The sequence below is a fragment of the Eubacterium sp. AF19-12LB genome, from assembly GCF_003479125.1.
In the GTDB taxonomy this organism is placed as follows: Bacteria; Bacillota; Clostridia; order Lachnospirales; family Lachnospiraceae; genus Eubacterium_U; species Eubacterium_U album.
Map to the genome: position 1 here is coordinate 1 of NZ_QUGP01000005.1, position 23,256 is coordinate 23,256.

The 23,256-nt window shown below is 31.7% G+C and carries 19 protein-coding genes and 3 tRNA genes; 1 reads left to right on the forward strand and 21 read right to left on the reverse strand.

Translation table 11 applies throughout. The features are described from left to right. Positions 1-166: 166 nt before the first annotated feature. The 3 genes from ilvN to DWX29_RS06055 all read right to left on the reverse strand — a co-directional run bounded on the left by ilvN (position 167) and on the right by DWX29_RS06055 (position 7,656). Positions 167-649, reverse strand: coding sequence for an acetolactate synthase small subunit (gene ilvN / locus DWX29_RS06045; protein ID WP_022089853.1), 483 nt, complete (start codon positions 647-649; stop codon positions 167-169). 180 nt (positions 650-829) lie between these two features. Beyond that, complete coding sequence (locus DWX29_RS06050) at positions 830-5,518, reverse strand: leucine-rich repeat domain-containing protein (protein ID WP_118565413.1); 4,689 nt, start codon at positions 5,516-5,518, stop codon at positions 830-832. Between the two features lie 176 nt (positions 5,519-5,694). Next, on the reverse strand, positions 5,695-7,656 hold the full coding sequence (locus tag DWX29_RS06055) for a family 16 glycosylhydrolase (protein WP_118565414.1): 1,962 nt from the start codon (positions 7,654-7,656) through the stop codon (positions 5,695-5,697). 261 nt (positions 7,657-7,917) lie between these two features. Between DWX29_RS06055 and DWX29_RS06060 the strand changes: the two genes are divergently transcribed. Then, positions 7,918-7,990, forward strand: a tRNA-Thr gene (locus DWX29_RS06060). A gap of 171 nt (positions 7,991-8,161) precedes the next feature. Here DWX29_RS06060 and rlmB read toward each other — a convergent pair. From rlmB to DWX29_RS06150, 18 genes are all read right to left on the reverse strand, one after another. After that, a complete protein-coding gene (gene rlmB, locus DWX29_RS06065) occupies positions 8,162-8,902 on the reverse strand; it encodes a 23S rRNA (guanosine(2251)-2'-O)-methyltransferase RlmB (RefSeq protein ID WP_022089850.1) in 741 nt (246 codons plus the stop codon). Positions 8,903-8,926: 24 nt separating this feature from the next. Continuing rightward, positions 8,927-9,379 carry a ribonuclease III domain-containing protein gene (locus DWX29_RS06070; RefSeq protein ID WP_022089849.1) on the reverse strand — a complete coding sequence of 151 codons (453 nt, stop codon included), beginning with the start codon at positions 9,377-9,379 and terminating at the stop codon, positions 8,927-8,929. After that, positions 9,364-10,770 (reverse strand): cysteine--tRNA ligase, encoded by a 1,407-nt coding sequence (gene cysS, locus DWX29_RS06075; protein WP_118565415.1) that lies wholly within the window; start codon positions 10,768-10,770, stop codon positions 9,364-9,366. The genes DWX29_RS06070 and cysS overlap by 16 nt, the downstream gene beginning before the upstream one ends. 4 nt (positions 10,771-10,774) lie before the next feature. Further along, entirely contained in the window at positions 10,775-11,428 is a 654-nt protein-coding gene (gene cysE / locus DWX29_RS06080) for a serine O-acetyltransferase (protein ID WP_022089847.1), read from the reverse strand. 92 nt (positions 11,429-11,520) lie between these two features. Beyond that, the gene (locus tag DWX29_RS06085; RefSeq protein ID WP_118565416.1) at positions 11,521-12,522 is read right to left on the reverse strand and encodes a GNAT family N-acetyltransferase; all 1,002 of its coding nucleotides are present in this window, start codon (positions 12,520-12,522) and stop codon (positions 11,521-11,523) included. A 47-nt stretch (positions 12,523-12,569) separates the two neighbouring features. Then, a complete protein-coding gene (locus tag DWX29_RS06090) occupies positions 12,570-13,481 on the reverse strand; it encodes a phosphatidylglycerol lysyltransferase domain-containing protein (protein ID WP_022089845.1) in 912 nt (303 codons plus the stop codon). 3 nt (positions 13,482-13,484) lie between these two features. Beyond that, complete coding sequence (gene ispF / locus DWX29_RS06095) at positions 13,485-13,952, reverse strand: 2-C-methyl-D-erythritol 2,4-cyclodiphosphate synthase (RefSeq protein ID WP_022089844.1); 468 nt, start codon at positions 13,950-13,952, stop codon at positions 13,485-13,487. Between the two features lie 274 nt (positions 13,953-14,226). Next, positions 14,227-14,300 (reverse strand) — tRNA-Met (locus tag DWX29_RS06100). Positions 14,301-14,307: 7 nt separating this feature from the next. Then, a tRNA-Val gene (locus DWX29_RS06105) sits at positions 14,308-14,380 on the reverse strand. Positions 14,381-14,716: 336 nt separating this feature from the next. Then, a complete protein-coding gene (locus DWX29_RS06110) occupies positions 14,717-15,373 on the reverse strand; it encodes a DUF4340 domain-containing protein (RefSeq protein ID WP_022089843.1) in 657 nt (218 codons plus the stop codon). Beyond that, complete coding sequence (locus DWX29_RS06115; protein WP_022089842.1) at positions 15,373-17,541, reverse strand: Gldg family protein; 2,169 nt, start codon at positions 17,539-17,541, stop codon at positions 15,373-15,375. Before DWX29_RS06115 ends, DWX29_RS06110 begins: the two co-directional genes overlap by 1 nt. Next, the gene (locus tag DWX29_RS06120) at positions 17,541-18,593 is read right to left on the reverse strand and encodes an ABC transporter ATP-binding protein (RefSeq protein ID WP_347497655.1); all 1,053 of its coding nucleotides are present in this window, start codon (positions 18,591-18,593) and stop codon (positions 17,541-17,543) included. The genes DWX29_RS06115 and DWX29_RS06120 overlap by 1 nt, the downstream gene beginning before the upstream one ends. Before the next feature lie 166 nt (positions 18,594-18,759). Next, positions 18,760-19,116 (reverse strand): 50S ribosomal protein L20, encoded by a 357-nt coding sequence (gene rplT, locus DWX29_RS06125; protein WP_022089840.1) that lies wholly within the window; start codon positions 19,114-19,116, stop codon positions 18,760-18,762. A gap of 22 nt (positions 19,117-19,138) precedes the next feature. After that, positions 19,139-19,336 (reverse strand): 50S ribosomal protein L35, encoded by a 198-nt coding sequence (gene rpmI / locus DWX29_RS06130; RefSeq protein ID WP_022089839.1) that lies wholly within the window; start codon positions 19,334-19,336, stop codon positions 19,139-19,141. A gap of 30 nt (positions 19,337-19,366) precedes the next feature. Then, positions 19,367-19,861 carry a translation initiation factor IF-3 gene (infC, locus tag DWX29_RS06135; protein ID WP_022089838.1) on the reverse strand — a complete coding sequence of 165 codons (495 nt, stop codon included), beginning with the start codon at positions 19,859-19,861 and terminating at the stop codon, positions 19,367-19,369. Positions 19,862-20,163: 302 nt separating this feature from the next. Beyond that, positions 20,164-20,487: a DUF1540 domain-containing protein gene (locus tag DWX29_RS06140; RefSeq protein ID WP_117909529.1), complete on the reverse strand. Its 324-nt coding sequence runs from the start codon at positions 20,485-20,487 to the stop codon at positions 20,164-20,166. A gap of 108 nt (positions 20,488-20,595) precedes the next feature. Further along, a complete protein-coding gene (gene thrS, locus DWX29_RS06145) occupies positions 20,596-22,560 on the reverse strand; it encodes a threonine--tRNA ligase (protein ID WP_022089836.1) in 1,965 nt (654 codons plus the stop codon). A gap of 391 nt (positions 22,561-22,951) precedes the next feature. Then, positions 22,952-23,248, reverse strand: a complete 297-nt coding sequence (locus DWX29_RS06150; protein WP_118565417.1) for a CAP domain-containing protein — start codon at positions 23,246-23,248, stop codon at positions 22,952-22,954. Between the last annotated feature and the right edge of the window lie 8 nt (positions 23,249-23,256).

Sequence of the window (23,256 nt, forward strand, 5' to 3'; positions counted from 1 at the left end):
AACCGATGATTGCGATTGTCTTTCCATCTAATAATGAAAGGTTACAATCTTCCTGATAATAAATTTTTGCTTCTGACATTGTTACGCCTCCGTAAATATATGTATTATTTGTTGCATAAAGCAACTAAAAACCAATCTGCTTTATCACAGATATAATTTTTGTTTATTATTTTGTTCCTCTTGCAAGACCTGTAATTCCTGTTCTTACAAGTTCTAAAATTTCGTAATCAGCTAAAAGATTCAAGAATGCATCTAATTTATTCTGATTTCCTGTTAATTCAATAATAAGTGAATCTATACCAACGTCAACAATCTTAGCTCTGAAGATATCAGCTACTGCCATAACCTGCTGTCTCTGTTCAGGTGTTGTCTTAACTTTTGTTAAAATCAATTCTCTGCACACTGAATTATTATCTTCAAGTACCTCAACCTTATTTACGTCTACAAGCTTTTCAATCTGTTTAATAATCTGTTCGATTATATCATCATCGCCTGTTACAACAATTGTCATTCTTGAATATCTAGGATCCTGTGTTACTCCAACAGTTAAGCTATCAATATTATAACCTCTTCTGCTGAACAAACCAGCTACTCTATTAAGTACACCTGATGTATTATCTACCAAAACTGATAAAACTTTTTTATTCATATTTGAGTAACTCCTTCTTTTTATTTTACTCATTTTATATTATCACATATGCATTTTTTGTCAATAATTGCACATTTACCACATATATAAAACCAGCATTCTTTTTAGTTCAACATATCATTTTTATAAACATTCTATAACAAAGTATTTATCTTTCTCTATATAAACACTTTATAAATATTATTTGATTCTTACAGCTTTTACCTTACTCCATTTTCCATACTTTTTCTGTTTTCCTGACTGAATATAAGTTCTAATTTTAAAATACACTTTTTTCTTTGATTTCAATTTCTTTTTTATAAATTTAGAAGTCGACGATTTCTTAATAAATTTTATAGTCTTATATTTTTTGCCATTCTTTGACATTTGAATCTGATATCCAGTAATTCCACTGATTTTACTCCAAGTTAAAGTTGCCTTTTTCTTTCCTCGTTTTACTTTCAATTTTATAATCTTATTAAGATTTTTAGTGTCTGAAATATCAGAAATACTATTTTTAGTTGTATCTGTGATTTTATCAGAAACATTAAATTCAATTATTTTCTCAATATAAACATTATTTTCTAATTTTACTCTAACCTTTATCGCAGCTTTTCCAGCTTTTTTCCCTGTTACATAGATAGCTTTTTCTTTATCTTTATAATCATAAGATACAAAATTCTTTCCATCGTTAACATACGAAACTTCAACACCTTTATACATTGAGTTAACTGGTTCAAAACTCAAATCAATTTTTGTTTTTTCATTAACAGTTATATTTGTATTGCCACTATAAACAATATTGGAAACTTTTTTCTTTGTTGGAGTTACAGTGACTGTTCTTGTAGTGTTATTTACAATCTCGCCACCTCTCATAGCACAACATGAAATTGTCACTTTACTATTATCATCCGGCAAGCTTATAATGGTTACATTTCCCCAATTGTCCACAGTCGCAACATTTTCATTACTTGAAGTAAATTTTAATGTATTTGTAGTAATACTTGACATGTTAGACATAATATCATCCTTAATAGATTGATTGAAAACGTTTGTAACACTTGTCAATATACAGTATGTACTATCTAATTCTATCGACTTATTCTCTAATGTTATTTTAGAAATATCTCCGTCTACCACAACTTCATATGTTACACCACACTTTTCATTTCCTATTGCAGGATAAATTGTAACTTTTGTTTTACCTGTTTTTTTGCCAACTAAGGTAAATGTCATTCTATTTGTATCAATGTTTCTTACTTCAACTATACTGTCGTCCTCTACAACCGATGTAAGCATTTTATTTGCAATATTTTCGTTAAATTCGTATTTATACTTAATTCCATTAGTATTTAACAAATCAAGTCTATTACCGGATTCAACAATATTATCATTCTGATCCTTTACTACTAATTTTAAATTATCAGATGAAACAACTACATTAAACGTCCTTACAGCTTCTCCTGCTTTTGATTTGACAGCTATAACGGCTTTTCCCATACCTACAGCTTCAAGTTCACACTCAGTCACTCCATCTTTTTCTTCAACATTACAAACCTTTACAACTGACTCATCATCACTTGTGTATGATATTTTATCTTCATATCCACTTGGGACATCAAGCTGATATGACAATGTAGCTGTAATTTTTGTTTTGTCTAACAAAGTAATATCCACATTTCCTTTATTCGCAATTTCTTTGTTATTTTCATCTTTAACAGATGATATTGTTCCAGGGATTACATTATAAACATATATTGTCTTTATAATTGTTCCTGCCTTTACTACAATTTTACTTGTGCCACAGCCTGTGCCTGATGTTTTTACATCTATGTATTTTCCATCACCTGATACTGTATAACTTATAAATTCTTCTCCTGTTTCAACCTTCCATTCAATCTTATCTGTCATATCGCTATCATTTGATTCAGGTATAAAATTAGGTTTAATTCTATATGACTTTTTATTATTTGTACTATTTATATATAATGAATCATCTGCAATAATTTCCTTACACGGATTTGCCTGAACATCCACTAAATATAATCCTGAAACAGCACACGGATTAACATAATATCCACTATTCCCTTTACCAAGTATAAAAGAAATATCGCCTTCTACTGTAACTGGTACGTCATCTGCTTCATATTTTCCCTGAATTCTTGGAGCAATAATATTAACTTTTCCACTTCCCGTCCAATTTGTTGCCGAAATATTGTGAGAAAAATTCAAGTCTGCAGTTACACTCATAGGAAGTTCGTCCATTATTCCTGAGAACGAATCATTATCCTGATCATATTCCAATTTAGTATCGCCAATTTTTACTAATTTTATTTTATTCCATGTTTCCTTTTGTATAGTGTAAAACGGTAATACTACTTCCGAATTAACCCTTACAACCTGATCTTTATTAACTACTCTTACAGATAAAGAAAATTGCGGAACATATGAAATATTATCCTCTGTCATCTTTACAATACAACTATCTGATAATTCACTAAAACTGTCTCTGTATTTAACAGGTATAGTTAATACACCGTATGCAAAATTTTGATTAATTGTACAAATATCCGGTATATCAATATATTTTAAACTCACATCATTAGACATACTATTATTCTGTACATTCTCAACGGAATCACAAAATCTAACATCTTTCAAAAATTGACAGTTTGAAAATGTGCCAGACATTATGTTTTTAATTTTTCCTTCTTTATTCATAATAAAGTTTGTAAAAGGGCAATTTGCAAAAGCTCCTCCTCCAATATATTCAATTTTTGAAAGTGCGGATGCATCACACTCTGTTAATCCTCTCTTTTTTGAAACAACACCGTCAATGATTCTTGAGCAATTATTAAAAGCATTATTTCCTATTTTTACTAAATTATACGGAAGATTCAACTTACCAATATTTTCACATCCGCTGAAAGCATCTTTCTCAATTATTTCCAGACTTTCAGGTAATTTATTATTCAACTCTAAATTTTTACACTGATAAAATGCTTTAACGCCAATTTTTTTCAATGTGCTAGGAAATTCCACTTTATTTAAACCCACATACCATGTATCATTTTCACGCTTTAAGGAAGATACAGTTCTATCATCACTACCATATAAATTAGAAAAACAATTATCAAACATTCCTTCAGGAACCTCTGTCATTTCTGTAGGAAGTTTAACAGTTTTCAAATTTATGCATCCTTTAAATACATTTTTTCCAAATACAGTTCTATTATTATTCGACAAATCAATATCTTCTAATCCTGTATATGAATGTGTATATACCTTTTGCTTATTTGCTCCCGGTACACATAATACAACTTCTATATCAGAATCATATTTATTGTAACTATCTCTAAAATTTTCCTGATTAAAATATCCAATATTCAGTTCATAATACTCCTGCCCATTTCCATATGTATAATATCTATATTCAGTATCTCCCTCCTGGTAAGTTTTATGTATATCTTTCTTTGAAATATATACGCTTCTTCTTCCTTCACAAACTTCTTCTTTTTTTATTGCCCCGCAATTTTCAAATGCACTTTCACCAATCAATGTAATGCTTGATGTAAAATTAACATTATGCAAATTCGTAGCGTTTTTAAAAGCCTTACTTAATATTTCTATACCAAAATTAATATTATCCTGATTTTCTGAAGGGAAATGAACATCTGTTAAATTATAGCATTCTATAAATGCCTCACTTCCTATAGAAAGTATTGTATTTTCTTTTATTTCATGTGTATATTCCCCAAAATTAACTTTTTGTAACAAACTACATTTTTTAAAAGCTTCGAATCCTATAGTTTCAATATTATCCGGCATATTTATTTCAATAAATTTACAACCTAAAAATGCATAATCGCCAATATAAGTTAATTTATCTAATCCTTTAAATATATCAGAATCATATACACTTGTTCCCCAAAATGCTCTTTCTTCAATTCTCTCAATTGATTTAGGCAAAATAACTTTATATAATGATGAGCACCCATTAAATACATTTCCTGAAATAGTAGTCATTTTTGTATTTTTTGACAAATCAATTGAATATAATCCACTTTCACCAAACGCATTATTTCTTATATCTATAATTTGTTCCGGAATTGCTATTTTTCTTAGAGCTTTTGTTCCTCTAAAAAAGCCAGCCGGAATTGCTGTCATGGCTGCACCAAATGTAACATTTGATAATGCTGTACATCCGTCAAAAACTCCTGTTCCCAATCCATTAACAGAATCATCACTTGAGTTTTCCAAAGCTGCATTAATATAATCCGGTATCTTTATACTCTCCAATGATTCACAAACACTAAAAGCTCCATTACCAATTTTAATTAACGATTCAGGTAATGTTACATTATTTAACTTTGTACATCTGCTAAATGCATCATTATGAATTTTCTTTAAACCATCAGGTAATACAACCGTTTCAAGACTTTCGCACCTATAAAAAGCTGCTTCATCTATTTCTTCTAAATTTTCTGGTAATTTTATTGATGTAAGATTACACATCTGGAACTCATACTTATCAATCTTTTTAACTTTTGAAAGAGTGGACAAATCCATATTTTTTACAAGTCTCATATATCCTAAACCTGTAACTTCCTGAATTTGAGGATAATTGCTTAAATCCAAATCTCCCTCATATTCCTTTAATTCTTTAAAAGTCAAATCGTTTCCATTTGAAATTATGTCTTTTAAAGCATTTCTCAATTCAGTATCCGGTATAATTTCTTCATTAACCACCTTTGAATCTGAATACTTATTCTGGTCTGTTGATGCAGATACATTTTCTACTAACAAATGTATTCCCGAATAATCTGCCATCGTAAATACCATTGCTGTTGCTAAAATTGTAGCTAAAATTCTTTTTGAAATTCTCAACATAAAACTCCCCTTTTCAATATAAAATAAATATAAAACATAAGTATTTTAGCATATTCTTCGTATTCAAACAATATATGCATTGTTTTTTATTAAAATAACTTTTACTTTTTCGCTCTAAACACCTAAAAAAGGAATTGTCACGTTACCGTAACAATTCCCTTTTATAATATATTACTTTAATTAACCATTTCAAATTTCCACAACTGGTTAGCTTGAGCCTTATAATCCCACTGCTGAACATTTCCACCATTAGATGTAGACCATCCGCCAACTTCTAATGACTTATTGCTATGCTTGTTAATGAAGAATACATATCCTCCATCAACCTGGGTAATATACCATCTTTGATTAGCTGTTTTATTATTATCCCAAATTATGGCATTACCACCATTATCCTGTGACCATCCGCCCATATCAAGAGCTTTTCCTGTTAATGCACTTTTAATAATATATGTGTAGTCATCATTGTTATAATCTAACTCCCATTCCTGAGCTATATTTCCATTTGCCTCACACTGCTGTACATTTGTACCACTTGCCTTATTTGCTCCTGCAACATCAAGACAAAGTCCACTATGTTTATTAACAATCTTATATCTTGCTTTTTCAACTTTAATAGATGATACTCTATCATTAAATGCTGTGCCTATCCATTTAGTGTCTGATGTGACAACCATTGATTCGCCACCAAAATTATCATTATCATATAATGTAACTTTGTATCCAAAAGGTACTTTAATAGATGACAAATCATCATTTTTAAATCCTTTTGCCAAAAGACTGCTTAATGTATAATTTCCAACTCCTAAAGATGCTGTATTTCCACCATAATTAATATCCTGATAAATATATACATCTCCTGATGTTGAATTTACATTTCCTGATGAACTGCTTCCTGATGATGAACCACTTCCTGATGATGAGCCACTGCTGTTATGTGTATATGTGTATTTTGATGTATCTTTTACATATCCTGATGTATTACAATATGTAAACCAATAACTAACATTATCTCCTGATTTCAATCCATTAATAGTATATGTTGCCTTATTTCCTGATTGTGTCATTCTTACATTCTGCTGTGCACCATTATTTACTGAATAATGAATATCTGTCCATTTTGAATCATTTACATAAGCTGTAGCTGAATTGTTTCCTGACGAATTCATTCCCATTCCACTAGCTGGTGTATTTGATGTATCTGTATTTCCTGTATTTCCTGTATTTCCTGTACTTCCCGTATTACCACTATTTCCACCATTGTTTTTATCTACATTATTTGATGATGAACTATCAAATGAAGGATTGTCCTGATATACTCGAACATAATCAACTTTCATTTCCTGTGGGAATGCACTATCATCAATTGAAAATCCCGGCCAATTGCCACCTACAGCCACATTAAGCAATAAATAAAATGGCTTGTGGAATTCATCTGTATCTCCTGCATTATTTGCTATTGACATTTCATAGAATTTATTTCCATCTACAAAAAATCTAATATACTGATTATCCCACTGGAGACCGTATGTATGATACTGTGTTATATCAAAATTTCCAGTTGGTTTTCCATATTCTGCATGTCCATTTGCATTCCAATGACATGTACCATATGTTTTATTTTCTGCATTTATTGCTTCCATAATGTCTATTTCACCACACGATGGCCAACCTACACTTCCAATATTTGCTCCCAACATCCAAAATGCAGGCCAAATTCCCTGACTAGACGGAAGCGCAAGTCTTGCTTCTACATATCCATATGTAAATGTAAATTTTCCATTTGTATTAAGTCTTGCTGATGTATAATTTTTTCCACCATACGCTTCTTTTTTAGCTCTAATATGTAACGCTCCATCAGCAACATATGCATTATCTGTTCTATTGGTATAGTACTGTTGTTCATTATTTCCCCATCCATTTGAACCTGTTCCTATTTCAAATCCCCATTTTGAAGCGTCAATAGAATTCCCATTAAATTCATCACTCCATACTAACGTTGATGAAGTTGTCGCTCCCTTAACCGGTGACACATTTATTGTACTCAACGACATAGTCGCAACCATCGCAACTGATGCTAAGCCAATAATTGCTTTCTTTGCATACAAAGAAAGTATTTTCTTAGATAATTTTCTCATTAAAAAAGTCCTCCTTCAAACACATCATATAGCTCATTATAATCATTCCCCAATTTCCAATTGTATATAGTTTATCATTTTGCACAATCTTTTTCAATATTGCAATGTTTTTTTATGAATTTTGCACAATTATTTTATTTTTTTAATCGTTAACATTTCAATTAAGCAATACAATTTGAACAATCAAATAAATTACATTTACTTTTTTCTATTGTCTATTCACTATCTTTATGTTATTATCATTTAAGTTAAATTAATTAAGCCCCCGTAGCTCAGTCGGTAGAGCGCTACCTTGGTAAGGTAGAGGTCTCGGGTTCAAGTCCCGTCGGGAGCTTCTAAAAAAATAAGAATCAGCAAATCAGATGCTGATTCTTATTTTTTCTATTTAATACTTAATGCTAAATTTTAATTACACTTTAAAAAAATTAAAACTATATAATCATCTTTCTATCAGAATTTCATTCATTATAGTCTTCTCTGTCTATCAAACAAAGCATTTAATATATTATAGCATTCTCTGTCTTACAATTTCATATGCTAAAACACCTGTAGCAACGCTAGCATTAAGGGAATCTATATCTCCAAACATAGGCACTGAAGCAATAAAGTCGCATTTTTCTTTTACAAGTCTACTTACTCCTTCTCCCTCATTTCCTATAACAAGACCTATAGGTCCTTTCAAATCAAGGTCATACATTCTTGTTCCACCCATGTCAGCGCATACAAACCATAATCCTTGGTCTTTAAGTTTTTCAATTGTTTTTGCTATATTAGTAACCTTTGCTACAGGAGTATAGTTTATTGCACCTGCTGAAGCCTTTGCAACTGTTGCTGTTAACCCTGCTGCTCTGTGTTTTGATATAATAACTCCATGTGCACCTGCTAAATTAGCAGTTCTTATTATTGCCCCTAAATTATGTGGGTCTTCAATATTGTCTAAAACTATAATGAAAGGCTGTTCATCTTTTTCTCTTGCCCTTTCAAGAATATCATCAACTGTAGCATAATCATATGCAGCTACATACGCTATTACTCCCTGATGTTTTCCTGTTTCAGACATTTGATCCAGACGTTCTTTTTTAACATAATTTATAATTGTATCTTTTTTCTTAGCTTCTCTGATAATTGTGTTCATCGAGCCTTCCTGACAATGCTCTAATACAAACAATTTATCGATTGTTTTTCCCGCACGGAACGCCTCAATTACAGCATTACGTCCTTCTAAAGTCAACTCGCTATATCTCATTCTATTTCCTCTTAATCTTAAAGCTTATTCCTTATCCTCTTTAATATTGTTTAATCCTTTTTTTATAAGTTCCATCATTCTTTCAGACTGCTCAGTCAAATATAAATATCCCATTACAGCCTCAAAACCTGTTGCTCTTCTGTAATCACCCATTGATGCATTCTTTGCCCTTGTTATAGCTTTAGCATTTCTTCCACGCTTATAAACACGAGCCTCATCTTCAGTCAAATCTTCATAAAGACTAAGTATCATATCTGATTGGGTTTTAGCTTTTACTAAATCTGCAGCTGCTTTATGAATTTTGTTAACCTGCCTGTTTGCTTCATCAACTATCATTGTTCTGATTACAATTTCATAAATTCCATCCCCAATGTAAGCCAATGTCAAAGGTGAATAATCAACAATATTAATTTCTTTTAATCCCATGGATTCTTTTATACTTTTAAAAATGTCGTTATTATTTACGCTTTTGTCCATGTTGTTCCTTCTCTTGTATCTTTCAAAACAATTCCTTTAGCTGCAAGTTCTTCTCTTATAGCATCTGCTGTTGCAAAATCTTTTGCCTTCTTAGCTTCAGCTCGCTTTGAAATCATTTCATTAATATACTGTTCCATTTCAGAATCTACGTCTGAACTTTCCTGTGCATTTTCATTTTCCAATAAATCCAAAGATAATACTTTATCAAAATCTTCAATAATGTATCTCTTTGTTGCATCATTTACATCATCTTTTAATAAGTCATAAATTAAAGTAATACCTGATGCTGTATTTAAATCGTTTCCAACTATTTCTATAAATTTCTTTTTATATTCAGCTGCCTTTGCCTCATTAACAGTTCCTTCTTTGTCTAATTTAGCAATTCTATTCTTTAATTTCTTATATCCTGCAGCAACTGAATCTAATACTTCATACGAAAATTGCAATGGTTTTCTGTAATGAGACTGTAAACAAAACATTCTGTACACAAGTGGATTATATCCTTTTTCCTCTAAAAGAGATACTGTAAGAAAATCACCTTTTGATTTACTCATTTTACCTTGCTTATCATTTAAATGATGAACATGGAACCAGTAATTACACCATTTATGTCCAATATATGCTTCACTCTGTGCAATTTCGTTCGTATGATGAGGGAAAATGTTATCAATTCCTCCGCAATGCAAATCTAAATTTTCACCTAAATGCTTCATACTTATGCATGAGCATTCAATATGCCATCCCGGATATCCTACTCCCCATGGGCTATCCCATTTTAATTCCTGATCGTCAAACTTTGACTTGGTAAACCACAATACAAAATCAGTCTTGTTTCTTTTATTTTCATCAACATCAACATCATCTCTTACACCAACCATCAAGTCATCTTCATTATGGCTTGACAAAGTATAGTATTTGTCCAATTTTGATGTATCAAAGTATACATTTCCACCTGCGATATATGCATATCCTTTTTCTAACAATCCGGAAATCATTTTAATAAATTCATCTATACAATTTGTTGCCGGTTCAACTACATCAGGTCTTTTGATGTTTAATTTATTACAATCGCTAAAGAAAGCATCTGTATAAAACTTTGCAATTTCAAGAACTGTCTTATGTTCTCTTTTTGCTCCTTTAAGCATCTTATCCTCACCTGTGTCGGCATCACTTGACAAATGACCTACATCAGTAATGTTCATGACTCTTTTTACATTATATCCTTCGTATCTTAATTCTTTTTCAAGAACATCTTCCATTATGTAACTTCTTAAGTTTCCAATATGTGCATAATGATAAACTGTAGGCCCACATGTATACATTCCTACCTGTTTTTCGTCTATCGGTTTAAATATTTCTTTTTTCTTCGTCAGCGTATTGTATATTTGCATCTTATTACTCCTTAATATGATTTGCTAGTTTCATCATTATTTCTTTTAATTCGAGATTTTCTTTTTTAAGTTGTTTTATTTCCAACTGAACAGGATTTGGCATATTAACCTGATCCAAATCGAGCCTTGGCATTCTTACATTATCCTGTTTTACAATTTCACCCGGTACACCTACAACTACTGAATTCGGAGGCACTTCTTCTAAAACAACAGAACCTGCTCCAATTTTAGAATTTTCTCCAATTGTAAATGAGCCTAATACTTTAGCTCCCGCTCCAACCATTACATTATCCTGCAAAGTTGGATGTCTTTTACCTTTTTCCTTTCCTGAACCACCTAATGTAACACCCTGGTACAAAGTTACGTTATCTCCTATTATTGTTGTCTCACCAATAACAACTCCATGACCATGGTCAATAAATAATCCTTTACCAATCTGTGCTGCAGGATGAATTTCTATTCCAGTCTTTCTTGCAGCTCTTTGTGATATCATTCTTGCACGAAATACGTGTCCTTTTTCATATAACTTATGAGCTTTTCTATATTTATATATTGCCCAAAAACTTGGGTATAACAATGCTTCTAAATTTGTTTTAATTGCAGGGTCTCTATCCTTAATTACTTCCACCTGCTCTTTATAATATTGAATGAATCCCATTTTAAATCCCTCTTTTTACTTCCTTCTATAAATATCAATAACCTATATTCATAGATATCAACATAGATTATACACACTTGTAATGATAATTTCTATACATAATCATTAATAAAAAATCCGTGCTTCATACAGACTTCAGGCAATCCATCAATTAATTTATAACCAAATACATGTTGTGTCAACTGTCCAATTGTAACATGAAACTCTGCTTCTTCAGTTGTTGGCTCCATTTTTATATTTGTATGCTCATAGGAAATTTTAAATCTTCCATTATTTCCCGGAAGGACTGAATCCTCAATTTCTATCACAAACTGTCCTACTCCTCTCATTCCTATAAGTCTTAGTGTTTTTCTTAAATTTATAATTCTTGCCATGACATATGGCTTTTTTTCATTTAGCAACCATGTCATACTTTGTGTTTCATTGTCAAGAACTTCCTCAATTGCTTCATCATCTACAACTATTCGATATCCTACAACAACCTTATTCTCAACATAAATTTCGATTCTGCCATCCTCAACTTCTAATAAATCATTCATTTTTTTAAAATAATCTCTATTTTTAGTCAAAGACACATCATACCTTTCTTCCATTGCCGACTCAGCAAAAATTGCTAATCTTGGGAAATCAGAAGGCTCTGCCTTTCTAAGAATAAGTGAATGGCTAGGTTTTTTCCTTGCTTCTTCCTTTTTCTGTAGTTCTTTATCCATTACATACTCAAAGCCTAGTTTTCTATAAATCATGGCGTTTGTCTCATCTGATGGAATCAAATATGTGAATGCCTCCATATCTTCATACATATCACTAAGAATATACTTGAATATTGATTTCATTACACCTTTTCTTCTGTATTTTTCTAATGTTGATACACCGTATATATAAAATACATTAGTTTTAAGCTTACCTGTTGTTACAGTCTTTGGTATCAAATGTACTGCACCAATAATTTCTCCGTCCTCTTCATCAACTGCAACAAAATTATTCTTAAGACAATTATTCATATAGTAATCCGTATATTCCTTACTATCTTGAAAGCATTGTTCATAAATACTTCGGATATTCAGTTTTTCGTTTTTTTCTAAATATCTAATCATGTTCCATCTCCTGATATTCAAACAATTTCTAATCGAACAATTAGAAACTATTTTTGAATTATTGTATATTTTTCAACCATATATATTGGATTATATGACAATTTTGACTTTCTTAGTCCTTCTAATCCCATATCGTCTTCTCTGTTTTCTTTTGCTGCATTTGGAAATGCTACTTTTAAGAACTCGCTACATATAAAAGTATATAAACCACGAATGTTTGGATTAGCTTTTTCCACAGGAATATAAACCATATCTTCCTGTTTGTAGTAATTTCCAATAGTAAACGCTTCTAATTTATCATCTATATAAACTGAGCCGATTTTATAATCAAATACATTTTCATGTTCTAAAAGATATTTGATTCCAATTGCTTCAAAATCTATAAATTCTTTTTCTTCTGTATGCTCTTTATGCTGTTTCCAATTTTCCAAATAATCCATTATCTCATCATGATGCGTACTATCTAACAGTTTAAATTCATATCTTCCTTCATATTCCCTACAAAATGCATTGTAATGATTCTTTTTTTTATGATATTTTCTACCACTTAATGTCTGTAATTTTTGAGCATCATATACATAATCATAATAAGTTCTATCAGGAATTACAGTATACTTATCTTCCGGCAAATTAAGAATATCAACTGCTTCTTTATCAACTACATACATAACAAGCTTCTTATTTAAAACTTCATTAAAGTATTTTTGAGTATCATAAAAGCACTCTTTTAAATCTTCGTTCCTGCAACATGGAACTGAAGAATAATATTTATTATCTTCGCTTTTTGCTACCCACATCACACCTTTTTCATTACAAAAATATTGTGTTGGATAACAATCAGTCCACATATATAAATCCAACAAATTACTGTCTGCCGTCTCTGGCCTTCTCATTAAATAATATTTCTGTAACTTATTGTAATCTTCAATTCTAATATCTTTTAATTCTACATCCTTCATAACTTAATTAAGCAGTGCAATCGCCTGAGATGAAATTCCCAAGCCTTCTCCTGTAAATCCTAATCCTTCCTCTGTCGTTGCTTTAATACAAACCTGATTTTCGTTTATATTTAAAGCTTTCGCTACGTTTTTTACCATCTGTTCTCTATATGGAGCAAGTTTTGGTTTTTGTGCAATAATTGTTGCATCAATATTTCCAATTGTATAATTGTTATCTTTTAACAATTTTCCTACGTGTTCTAATAATATAATACTCGATATATCTTTATATTGTTCATCATTGTCAGGAAAATGTTTTCCGATATCTCCAAGTGCAGCTGCACCAAGAAGTGCGTCCATAATAGCATGAACAACAACATCAGCATCTGAGTGACCAATCAATCCATATTCATACGGAATTGTAACTCCACCCAAAATTAATTTTCTCTCTTTTCCTAATCTATGAACATCATATCCCATTCCAATTCTCATAATCTATTTCCTTTAATAAATACAACAAATTAATTCAAATATATATTATAGCATTTTTCTATATCTCAGTCGATATACGACTTGTTAATTAAAATACTATATTTATACACTCTCTGACACATATTTTTTAGTATAACACTATTCATGTATTTTTATCTACAAAGATTACAAGTTTTGTAACAAATAATCAATGCTCAATTTTTTCTTATAAATTTCATAAACCTTCTAAATAAACGAAAAAAAAGAAGGTTTCCTTAATCAGAACCTTCTTAAGTAGCGAAGGGGGGATTCGAACCCTCGACACCACGGGTATGAACCGTGTGCTCTAGCCAACTGAGCTACTTCGCCATATAAATGGGACCTACAGGGCTCGAACCTGTGACCCCCTGCTTGTAAGGCAGGTGCTCTCCCAGCTGAGCTAAGATCCCGTTGCAATCAAACTGCTTTATTAATATAACCATTTGTGCAACTTTTGTCAACAACTTTTTTCATTTTTTTTAATTTTTTTAACTAGTAGTTTAATTTGTAGTGTAATTCACTCTTACAAGATTGAATTTACCTTTTCTATTCATCATTTTTTATTAATTAACATCAATTAAATTTAACTATCTTTATAATTTCACCCTTGCTTTATCATTATAATACCCAAAAGTTGATTTATATTTAATTATTATAAATCAACTTTTGGGATAATCATAAAACCATTTATTTGTTCTGTCTTCACAGTTCTATGTTTACATTTTTCAATATTTTACTATTTCTTACTAATTTGTTCTCGCTTCAGCCTCATCAGTTATTTCTTCTGTCTGTGCTTCTGTGCTCTCTTGTGTCGCAGCTTCTGTTGTTGTCTCAGTTATATCTGATACATTCTTCGAAAATGCCGTTTGAATATCTGAGTCAACCAAATAAATATTATCATCACCTTCAACCATCATATAATATTTACTTGTATCATAAGGATTTTCTTTTCCAATATACAATGTATACGTTGTGTTATCCTCGTCTGTAAGCGCTATTGTATTTGTCTCTGCAATTACATTTCCATTATCATCTATGGTAAATCCATATTGAGATATGTCGTCCTTTTTAGCAATTTTTTCATCTGCAGTTACTGACACAAGTTTTGCAAGCATATCCGTTTCAACTGAATCTTTGCTTATATTTACTGATGCATCGCTTGAATCATGCCATTTTCCATCGCTATCTTTTGTTAATGTAATCGATGTGCCATTTGCTATATAGTTAAAAGCTGTTATTTTTTCATAATCTTTTAACTCAAATGCCGTTATTGCAGTTGCCTCTTTATTTTCAGATTCTTTTTCTTCCTGATTTTTATAAAATTTACCAACGCCAAAATAACCAATGATACATACTGCCATCAAAATAACTACTACAACAAATTGTTTTTTCTGTTTATTCATTATCTCTTTCTCCTTCTAGTCCAAATTACGATTCCCGCAACTAAAATAGCTATAGGAAGAACAACTGCAACAATTATTCCTACAAGTCTTGAAACTGATGCTGTAATTGTCAACTGAGAAGCCTGGAGGCTCTTTGAAGGAATTGACAAAGTCTCTACAGAATCATCTGTATTAATATACTCACTTAAAGCATTATTAAACATTTCAAGGTTTGCGTCTGCAACAAGTTCATTCATATTGTCATCTAACATATAAACTGAACTTAACGCCAAAATGTTGGTTTCTGTAGTTGTGCTTTCTCCATTTTCATTTTCGCTTGTTACACTCTTCTTTATTTGTGCTCCTAAATCAAATGTTCCTTCAACATCTCCATCTTCTTTAGTATATTTTTTTGCACTTTTCAAATGTGTTTTTGATACTGCTTTTGATGTTGTTGCTAAAGATGTATATGTTATTGAAGAGTCATCTTTATTTACCTGTTGTAATCCTTTTGCATATGGAGCAATTATATAGTTATCTATTCCTGACGCAAAACTTCCTGAGCCGTTTGCAAATGTAAAGAATGGTCCGTACTGATTTGAGTAGAAATCTGTATCATTTTCAGCTATAACACCTTCAACAACTTTCACTCCAAATGCTTCTAATATCGATTCAAAATTTGGTTTATCTGTCTGTGCGCTCTTGTAAGCCTCACATGCAATAATTGCTTTTCCTCCGGCATTTAAATAATCAATAACTTTCTGTGTCTCATCTTTAGAATAATCCTTTGTAGGTCCTAAAATCATTATCATTTCGCAATCATCAACTGATAAACTGTCCATACTTGCTAATTTTATTTCTTCAACATCACAATTCATTTTAGAAATTGCATCTGAAAACTTCGAGCCCATTCCAATTTCATCATGTCCTGTTATCTGATAAACAACCGGATTCTTATCTGATAACACATATGATATAGCACTGTCTAACTGACCTTCACAGTCATATCCTGTGTAAGATGTGGAGCCTGTAGTGTAATATGAACTTGTATCTGCTTCATAAATGTTATTGTAATCTACAACCTTTGACTTATTTGTCTTTTTATTTACAACAATTAAACTATTTGATGTAGGTGCTGAATCTGTATAATCTGCGTAAAAATAAGGATTTAATTTTGTATCTTTATATTCAACACTTATATGCTTTGAGCTATTTTCGTAATTTTTTAATGTTTTCTTTATTGTATCATCACTGCCATCTTTAGCTGCCATAACATAGATAACAACGTCATCATTTATTTTCTTCAACATTTTCTTTGTATCATCTGTTATTGAATACAACTTAGATGCTGTCATGTCTATGCTTGCCCATGAAGATTTATCTGTAACCTTACCTGCAACAAGATTTACAAATACTGCTACTACGATTGCTACAGCGATAAATCCCGTGCTAAATACACCTGTTGAAATAGTTGCCTTAGATACGTTCCATCTTCTTTTTTGTATTGATTGACAAGTGAGGAATAGGAACAAAACAATAATTGTCAGATAATAAACTACTCCAAAAAGAGAAATTACACCACTCATAAATTCATCTACAGGTGACAACAAATCAAATGCGCCAAGTATTTTTGTAAGTACATTTCCTGAAGATGAAATCATATTTTCTAAGGAGTTCATCATGTAACCCATAAATAAAATTACTATGCTTAAAATGGCCGATATAACCTGGCTTTCCGTTATGGATGAAATAAATACACCTATTGCAATAAATGCACAGCCATATAAAAATAATCCTAATATATTTGTGTATGCCAATCTAAATGACACTTCGCCAAATCTGGATAAAATAAGTGGATATACACACATTATTAAAACAGGTATCAAATATATTGTAACCAACGCCAAAAACTTACCTACAACTGTTTTTCCAACTGAAATAGGAGATGTCAAAATCAGCTGGTCCGTTTTAAGTCTTCGTTCATCTGCAACAATTTTCATTGTAAGAATTGGTATTGTAAATACTAAAATTAGTAATGCATTATATGCAGCATACATTTGTGTATAGCCATATGTAAGATTATAATAGATAAAGAATATACCTGCTATAAATGTTGTAACTGCTATAAACAGGCAGGCAATTACTGAAGTAAAATATGATTTAAGTTCCTTTTCATATATTGCTAGCATTATTTTTCTACCTCCTGCACTTCTTTTTCTTCATTTTTTAAATTATCTGCTAAGTTTTTATCATCCAATTTTTCTGAATTTTTCTTTTTAAACTTAAGACCTTTTTTCTTTGGCTGTGCCTTATATTCAGTCGTAAGTTCAATAAATAAATCTTCAAGAGATTTAGTCTTAAACTTAAGTTCTAATAACGGCATTTCCTTTTCTGCCAATGCGAAGAACAATCCTTCTCTTATATCAATATCACGTGATGTCACTATCTGTGCTTTACATTTTTCATCATCTAAAGTTTCAATTGAATGTTTGCATCCAAATTTATCAAGTATATTTTCTATTTCATTCGCATCACCTTTAATAATAGCCTCAATTCTGTTTTCTCCTGCAAGTTCTTCAATTAATTCTTCTTCCCTACCTGAAGCCACAAGTTTGCCCTGAGAAATAATAAATATATTCTCACATACTTCACTTATTTCAGTCAAAATATGCGAGCTCAAAATTACAGTATGCTCTTTTCCTAAATTTCTAATCAAATCTCTAATTTCTATTATCTGTTTTGGATCAAGACCTACTGTTGGCTCGTCTAAAATAATAAGGTCAGGCATTCCCATAATTGCCTGCGCAATTCCTACTCTTTGCTTATATCCTTTTGACAAATTCCTAATAAGTCGTTCTCTAACTTCTGTCGTTCTTGTCATTTCCAAAGACTGTTCTATGCAAGCCTTTCTTTCTTCCTTCTTTATTTTCTTTATCTTAGATACAAATTCCAAGTATTCATATACAGTCATATCCTGATAAAGGGGTGGAATCTCCGGCAAATAGCCAACATTCTTTTTTGCCTCCTCAGGCTCTTTAAAAATGTCATATCCATTAATTATAACAGTTCCTGATGTTGCACCTATATACCCTGTTAATACGTTCATTGTCGTAGATTTTCCTGCACCATTTGGTCCTAAAAATCCATAGACACCTTTTGAATCAATATTAAGACTCAAATCATTAACTGCAACGTTATCTCCATATTTTTTAACAAGATTGTTTATCTCTACAATACTCATGTCTTTCCTCCTACTATTTTATTGCATTGTATCGTTACAATAACTTTCTTGTATATTCTATGTTTCAATTGTGACGTTATTTCGTTCAAATTGTGATTCTTTTGTGAAAATAAAAAAGCAGTGAGAATAACTCACTGCTTTTTTATAAGTATTAAATATATTAAAATTATGCTAATTTTGCTTTAGCAACTTCTACTAATTTAGTAAATCCTTCAGCATCGTTAACTGCCATTTCAGCTAACATCTTTCTGTTCATTTCAACACCTGCTAATTTAAGACCATACATAAATTTGCTGTATGAAAGACCATTCATTCTAGCTGCAGCGTTAATTCTTGCAATCCATAACTGTCTGAACTGTCTCTTTTTCTGCTTTCTACCAGCATAAGCTGAAGTCAAAGCTCTCATTACTGACTGCTTTGCTACTCTATACTGTTTTGATCTTGCTCCTCTGTAACCCTTAGCGAGCTTTAATACTCTATTATGTTTTTTTCTAGCGTTCATTCCGCCTTTAATTCTTGCCATGATAATTTCCTCCTACTCAGAATTATAAATAAGGTAAAATCTTCTTCATATTTTTTACGTTTGTAGCATCAGTAACTGTTGCTTTTCTAAGATTTCTCTTTCTCTTAGTTGATTTCTTTGTTAAAATATGTGACTTATAAGCTTTGTTTCTTTTAAGTTTACCTGTTCCTGTAACTTTAAAACGTTTTGCAGCTGCTCTGCTTGTCTTGATTTTTGGCATTTTATATTCCTCCTTAATTTAAACTCTAGCCTATCGCTTTTGTTCGAGAAACATTGTCATGTTTCTACCTTCAAGTTTAGCTTTTTTGCTTATTACTGATATATCTTCTAATAACTTAGCAAAGTCATCTAAAACATGCGCACTACTACTAATATGAGCCATCTCACGTCCTCTGAATCTAAGAGTTACTTTAACTTTGTCACCCTTTTCTAAGAACTTTCTTGCATTATTAGCCTTTGTCTTCAAATCATTAATCTCAACGTTAGGAGATAATCTGATTTCCTTAATTTCTACTGACTTTTGTTTTTTCTTGGCTTCCTTTTCCTTCTTCTGCAATTCATATCTATACTTTCCGTAATCCATAATCTTGCAAACAGGTGGCTGAGCCTTTGGGGCAATCTTAATTAAATCTAATTCAGCTTCTTCAGCCTTCTTCAATGCTTCTCTTGAAGACATAATTCCAAGCTGTTCTCCATCTGAACCAATGAGCCTTATTTCTTTGTCCCTAATCTGTTCATTAATCATTAACTCGCTAATGGTATTGCACCTCCATAAAAAAAGTGGATAGTCAGACTATCCACTAAAAACTCAAATCAAATGAATTAAATGTTAACCTCGAATCACCTCTATGTGTCTGGGTGAGAGTGGATACTCTGCTTTGTTTTATACATCGACATATATATTACCATCTTGCAATACATATGTCAACACATTTTTTTGATTTATGTTTTTTTGTTTTCTTCAAGCTTTAATCAGGCAGATAAATTCACTTATCCGTCCTTAAATCACTATTTTGAAATACCTTTTTTAATTTATCATTTTACATTTTATTCAGGCTTAAATGTTCCACAGGCTGTTTCAGTATAATGCTTTGCACCATTACCTTCAATTCCTATACGATCTGCGCAACATTTTTTATCACCATTAAATGTACATTTAACTGCTTCGCACTGCACCTGTAATTTTGTTTCCGGTGACATTCCACAATGACAATCACTTGTATAGCTTCCTTCACCCTGTTCCTTAAAACTTCCACAGGCTGTTGAGTTAACAGTATCTGCTGTGCTTCCTTCCACTCTTATTCCATCAAGACAGCACTTCTTTTCTTTGTTATAATAGCAATTTTGAACTGAACAATTTAAAATAGGCATATCTTCGTCCTCCAATTATATATTTCGGAAATTTTCCGATATGCTTATTTTCTTCAATTGTTCTTTTTTTATGCATTTTATTTAATAAACAAAATTTTTAAATCAGTATTATTTTCTCTCTTCTAATGGAATTTCTTTTCTGATTTCTTTTGTTCTGATTTCTTTGCAAATTGCATCAATAAATTCATCTAATTTCTTAATTCCTTCATCACCTGCAAATCTGCTTCTTACAGATACTGTTCCATCAGCCTCTTCCTGTTGTCCTACAACAAGCATATAAGGAAGTTTGTCTAAACGTGCTTCTCTAATCTTATATCCAATCTTTTCTGATCTTCCATCAACAGTAACATCAATTCCGTTTTTCTTGAGTTCTGCAGCTACTTTTTCTGCATAGTCAACATATTTATCTGAAATTGGTAAAACTCTTACCTGTTCAGGACATAACCATGTTGGAAACTTGCCTGCATATTTTTCAATTAACCATGCAAGTGTTCTTTCATAGCATCCGATAGATGTTCTATGGATGATATATGGTCTTACCTTATCTCCATTTTCATCAATGTAATACATATCAAACTGTTCAGCTAATAAAGCATCCCACTGAATTGTAATCATTGTATCTTCTTTTCCATATACATTCTTTGCATTGATATCTACCTTTGGTCCGTAAAACGCTGCTTCACCAACATCTTCTACAAATGGGATATTTAATTCATTTAAAACATTTCTAATATCCTGTTCTGTTTCATTCCATACTTCAGGTTCTCCGATATATTTTTCTTTATTTTCAGGATCCCATTTTGAAAGATGATATGTTACATCTTCTTCTAATCCTAAAGTCTGTAAACAGTACTGAGCTAATGCTATACAATCCTTAAATTCTTTAACCATCTGGTCAGGTCTTACAATAAGATGACCTTCTGAAATTGTAAACTGACGAACTCTTGTAAGTCCATGCATTTCACCTGAATCTTCATTTCTAAAAAGTGTAGATGTTTCACCATATCTGCATGGCAAATCTCTATAACTCTTCTGGCTTGCTTTGTATACATAGTATTGGAATGGACATGTCATTGGGCGAAGTGCAAATACTTCTTTATCTTTTTCTTCATCGCCTAATACAAACATTCCTTCTTTGTAATGATCCCAGTGTCCTGAAATTTTATACAAATCACTCTTTGCCATTAATGGAGTCTTTGTACGTACATAACCCCATTCATTATCTTCAAGGTCCTCAATCCATCTTTGTAATTTCTGAACCATCTTCTGTCCCTTTGGCATAAGTAATGGAAGTCCCTGTCCGATTACATCTACAGTTGTAAAAAGTTCCATTTCCCTACCAAGTTTATTATGGTCTCTGTTCTTTGCTTCTTCAAGTTCATCTAAATAAGCTTTTAAATCATCTTTGCTGTCAAATGCTGTTCCGTAAATTCTCTGAAGTCTTGCTTTATTAGAATCACCTCTCCAGTATGCCATTGATGAAGATGTCAATTTAAATGCTTTAATTGACTTTGTTGACATCAAATGTGGTCCTGCACATAAATCAACAAATTCACCCTGACTATAGAAAGATATAATTGAATCTTCCGGCAAATCTTTAATAAGTTCTACCTTATATGGCTCATTTCTGTCTTCCATATACTTGATTGCATCTTCTCTTGGAAGTGTAAATCTTTCAAGTTTGGCACCTTTCTTAATGATTTTTTTCATCTCAGCTTCAATTTTATCTAAATCTTCCCTTGAAAATGGTTCGCTGTCAAAATCATAATAGAATCCATTATCAACAGAAGGTCCAATAGCCAATTTTACATCCGGATACAAATTCTTAATTGCTTCTGCAAGAACATGTGATGTAGTGTGTCTGTATGCAGCTTTTCCAGCTTCATCTTTAAATGTTAAAATATTTAAATTACAATCTTTGTCTACTGTTGTTCTTAAATCTACAACTTCGCCATCAATTTCTCCTGCACATGCTGCTCTTCCAAGCCCGCCTGAAATGTCAAATGCGATGTCGTTTACTGTCATTGGTTCTGAATACTCTCTTACTGAGCCATCTTTTAAAGTAATCTTCATTTTCACTTTCTCCTTTACACATCTGATAATTATTTCTTGTAAGCCAGACTCATTAATACAATAAAAAAGCCCTGCTTACAATTAGTAAGCAGGGACGAATATCTCGCGGTTCCACCCTGATTGTCTATTTTACATAGGCCTCTCATTGCGATTATAACGGAATCACCGGACCTGATTGGGGTCACTCAGAGGTAGTTTTCAATTAGCCATCCGCAAAGCACTTCCAGCCTTAGTGCTTCTCTCTGTAGCCCTCCTGCTAATCTACTCGTCTCGTCAACGTTTTCTTTATTCAAACACAATTATAGCATTTAAAGTTGCTTTGTCAACTTCAAATGCTATAATTTATTTTGTATTTATTTTTTATAAAACGCCGTATATTTTCTGTTCTTCATTATCTTGTTAAGAATTCCTGTGTCCAATATATATGTTCCCCAACTTTAACACATCCAATTCCTATATACTCAAATTCTCCATTCATAATATTTGCCTTATGCGTAGGAGATTTCATCCACGCATTCACTACTTCTGCAGGAGTATCATAATCCTCTGCCAAATTCTCTGCTCTTCTTGTCCAATCATCAATTCCTGCCTGTTTAAACGCTGTAAAGTAGGATGTTCCATCAGGTCTTGTGTAACTGAATAATTCATCGCATTCAGTTGTTCTTACTCTAGACAAAAAATAGAACAAATAACACT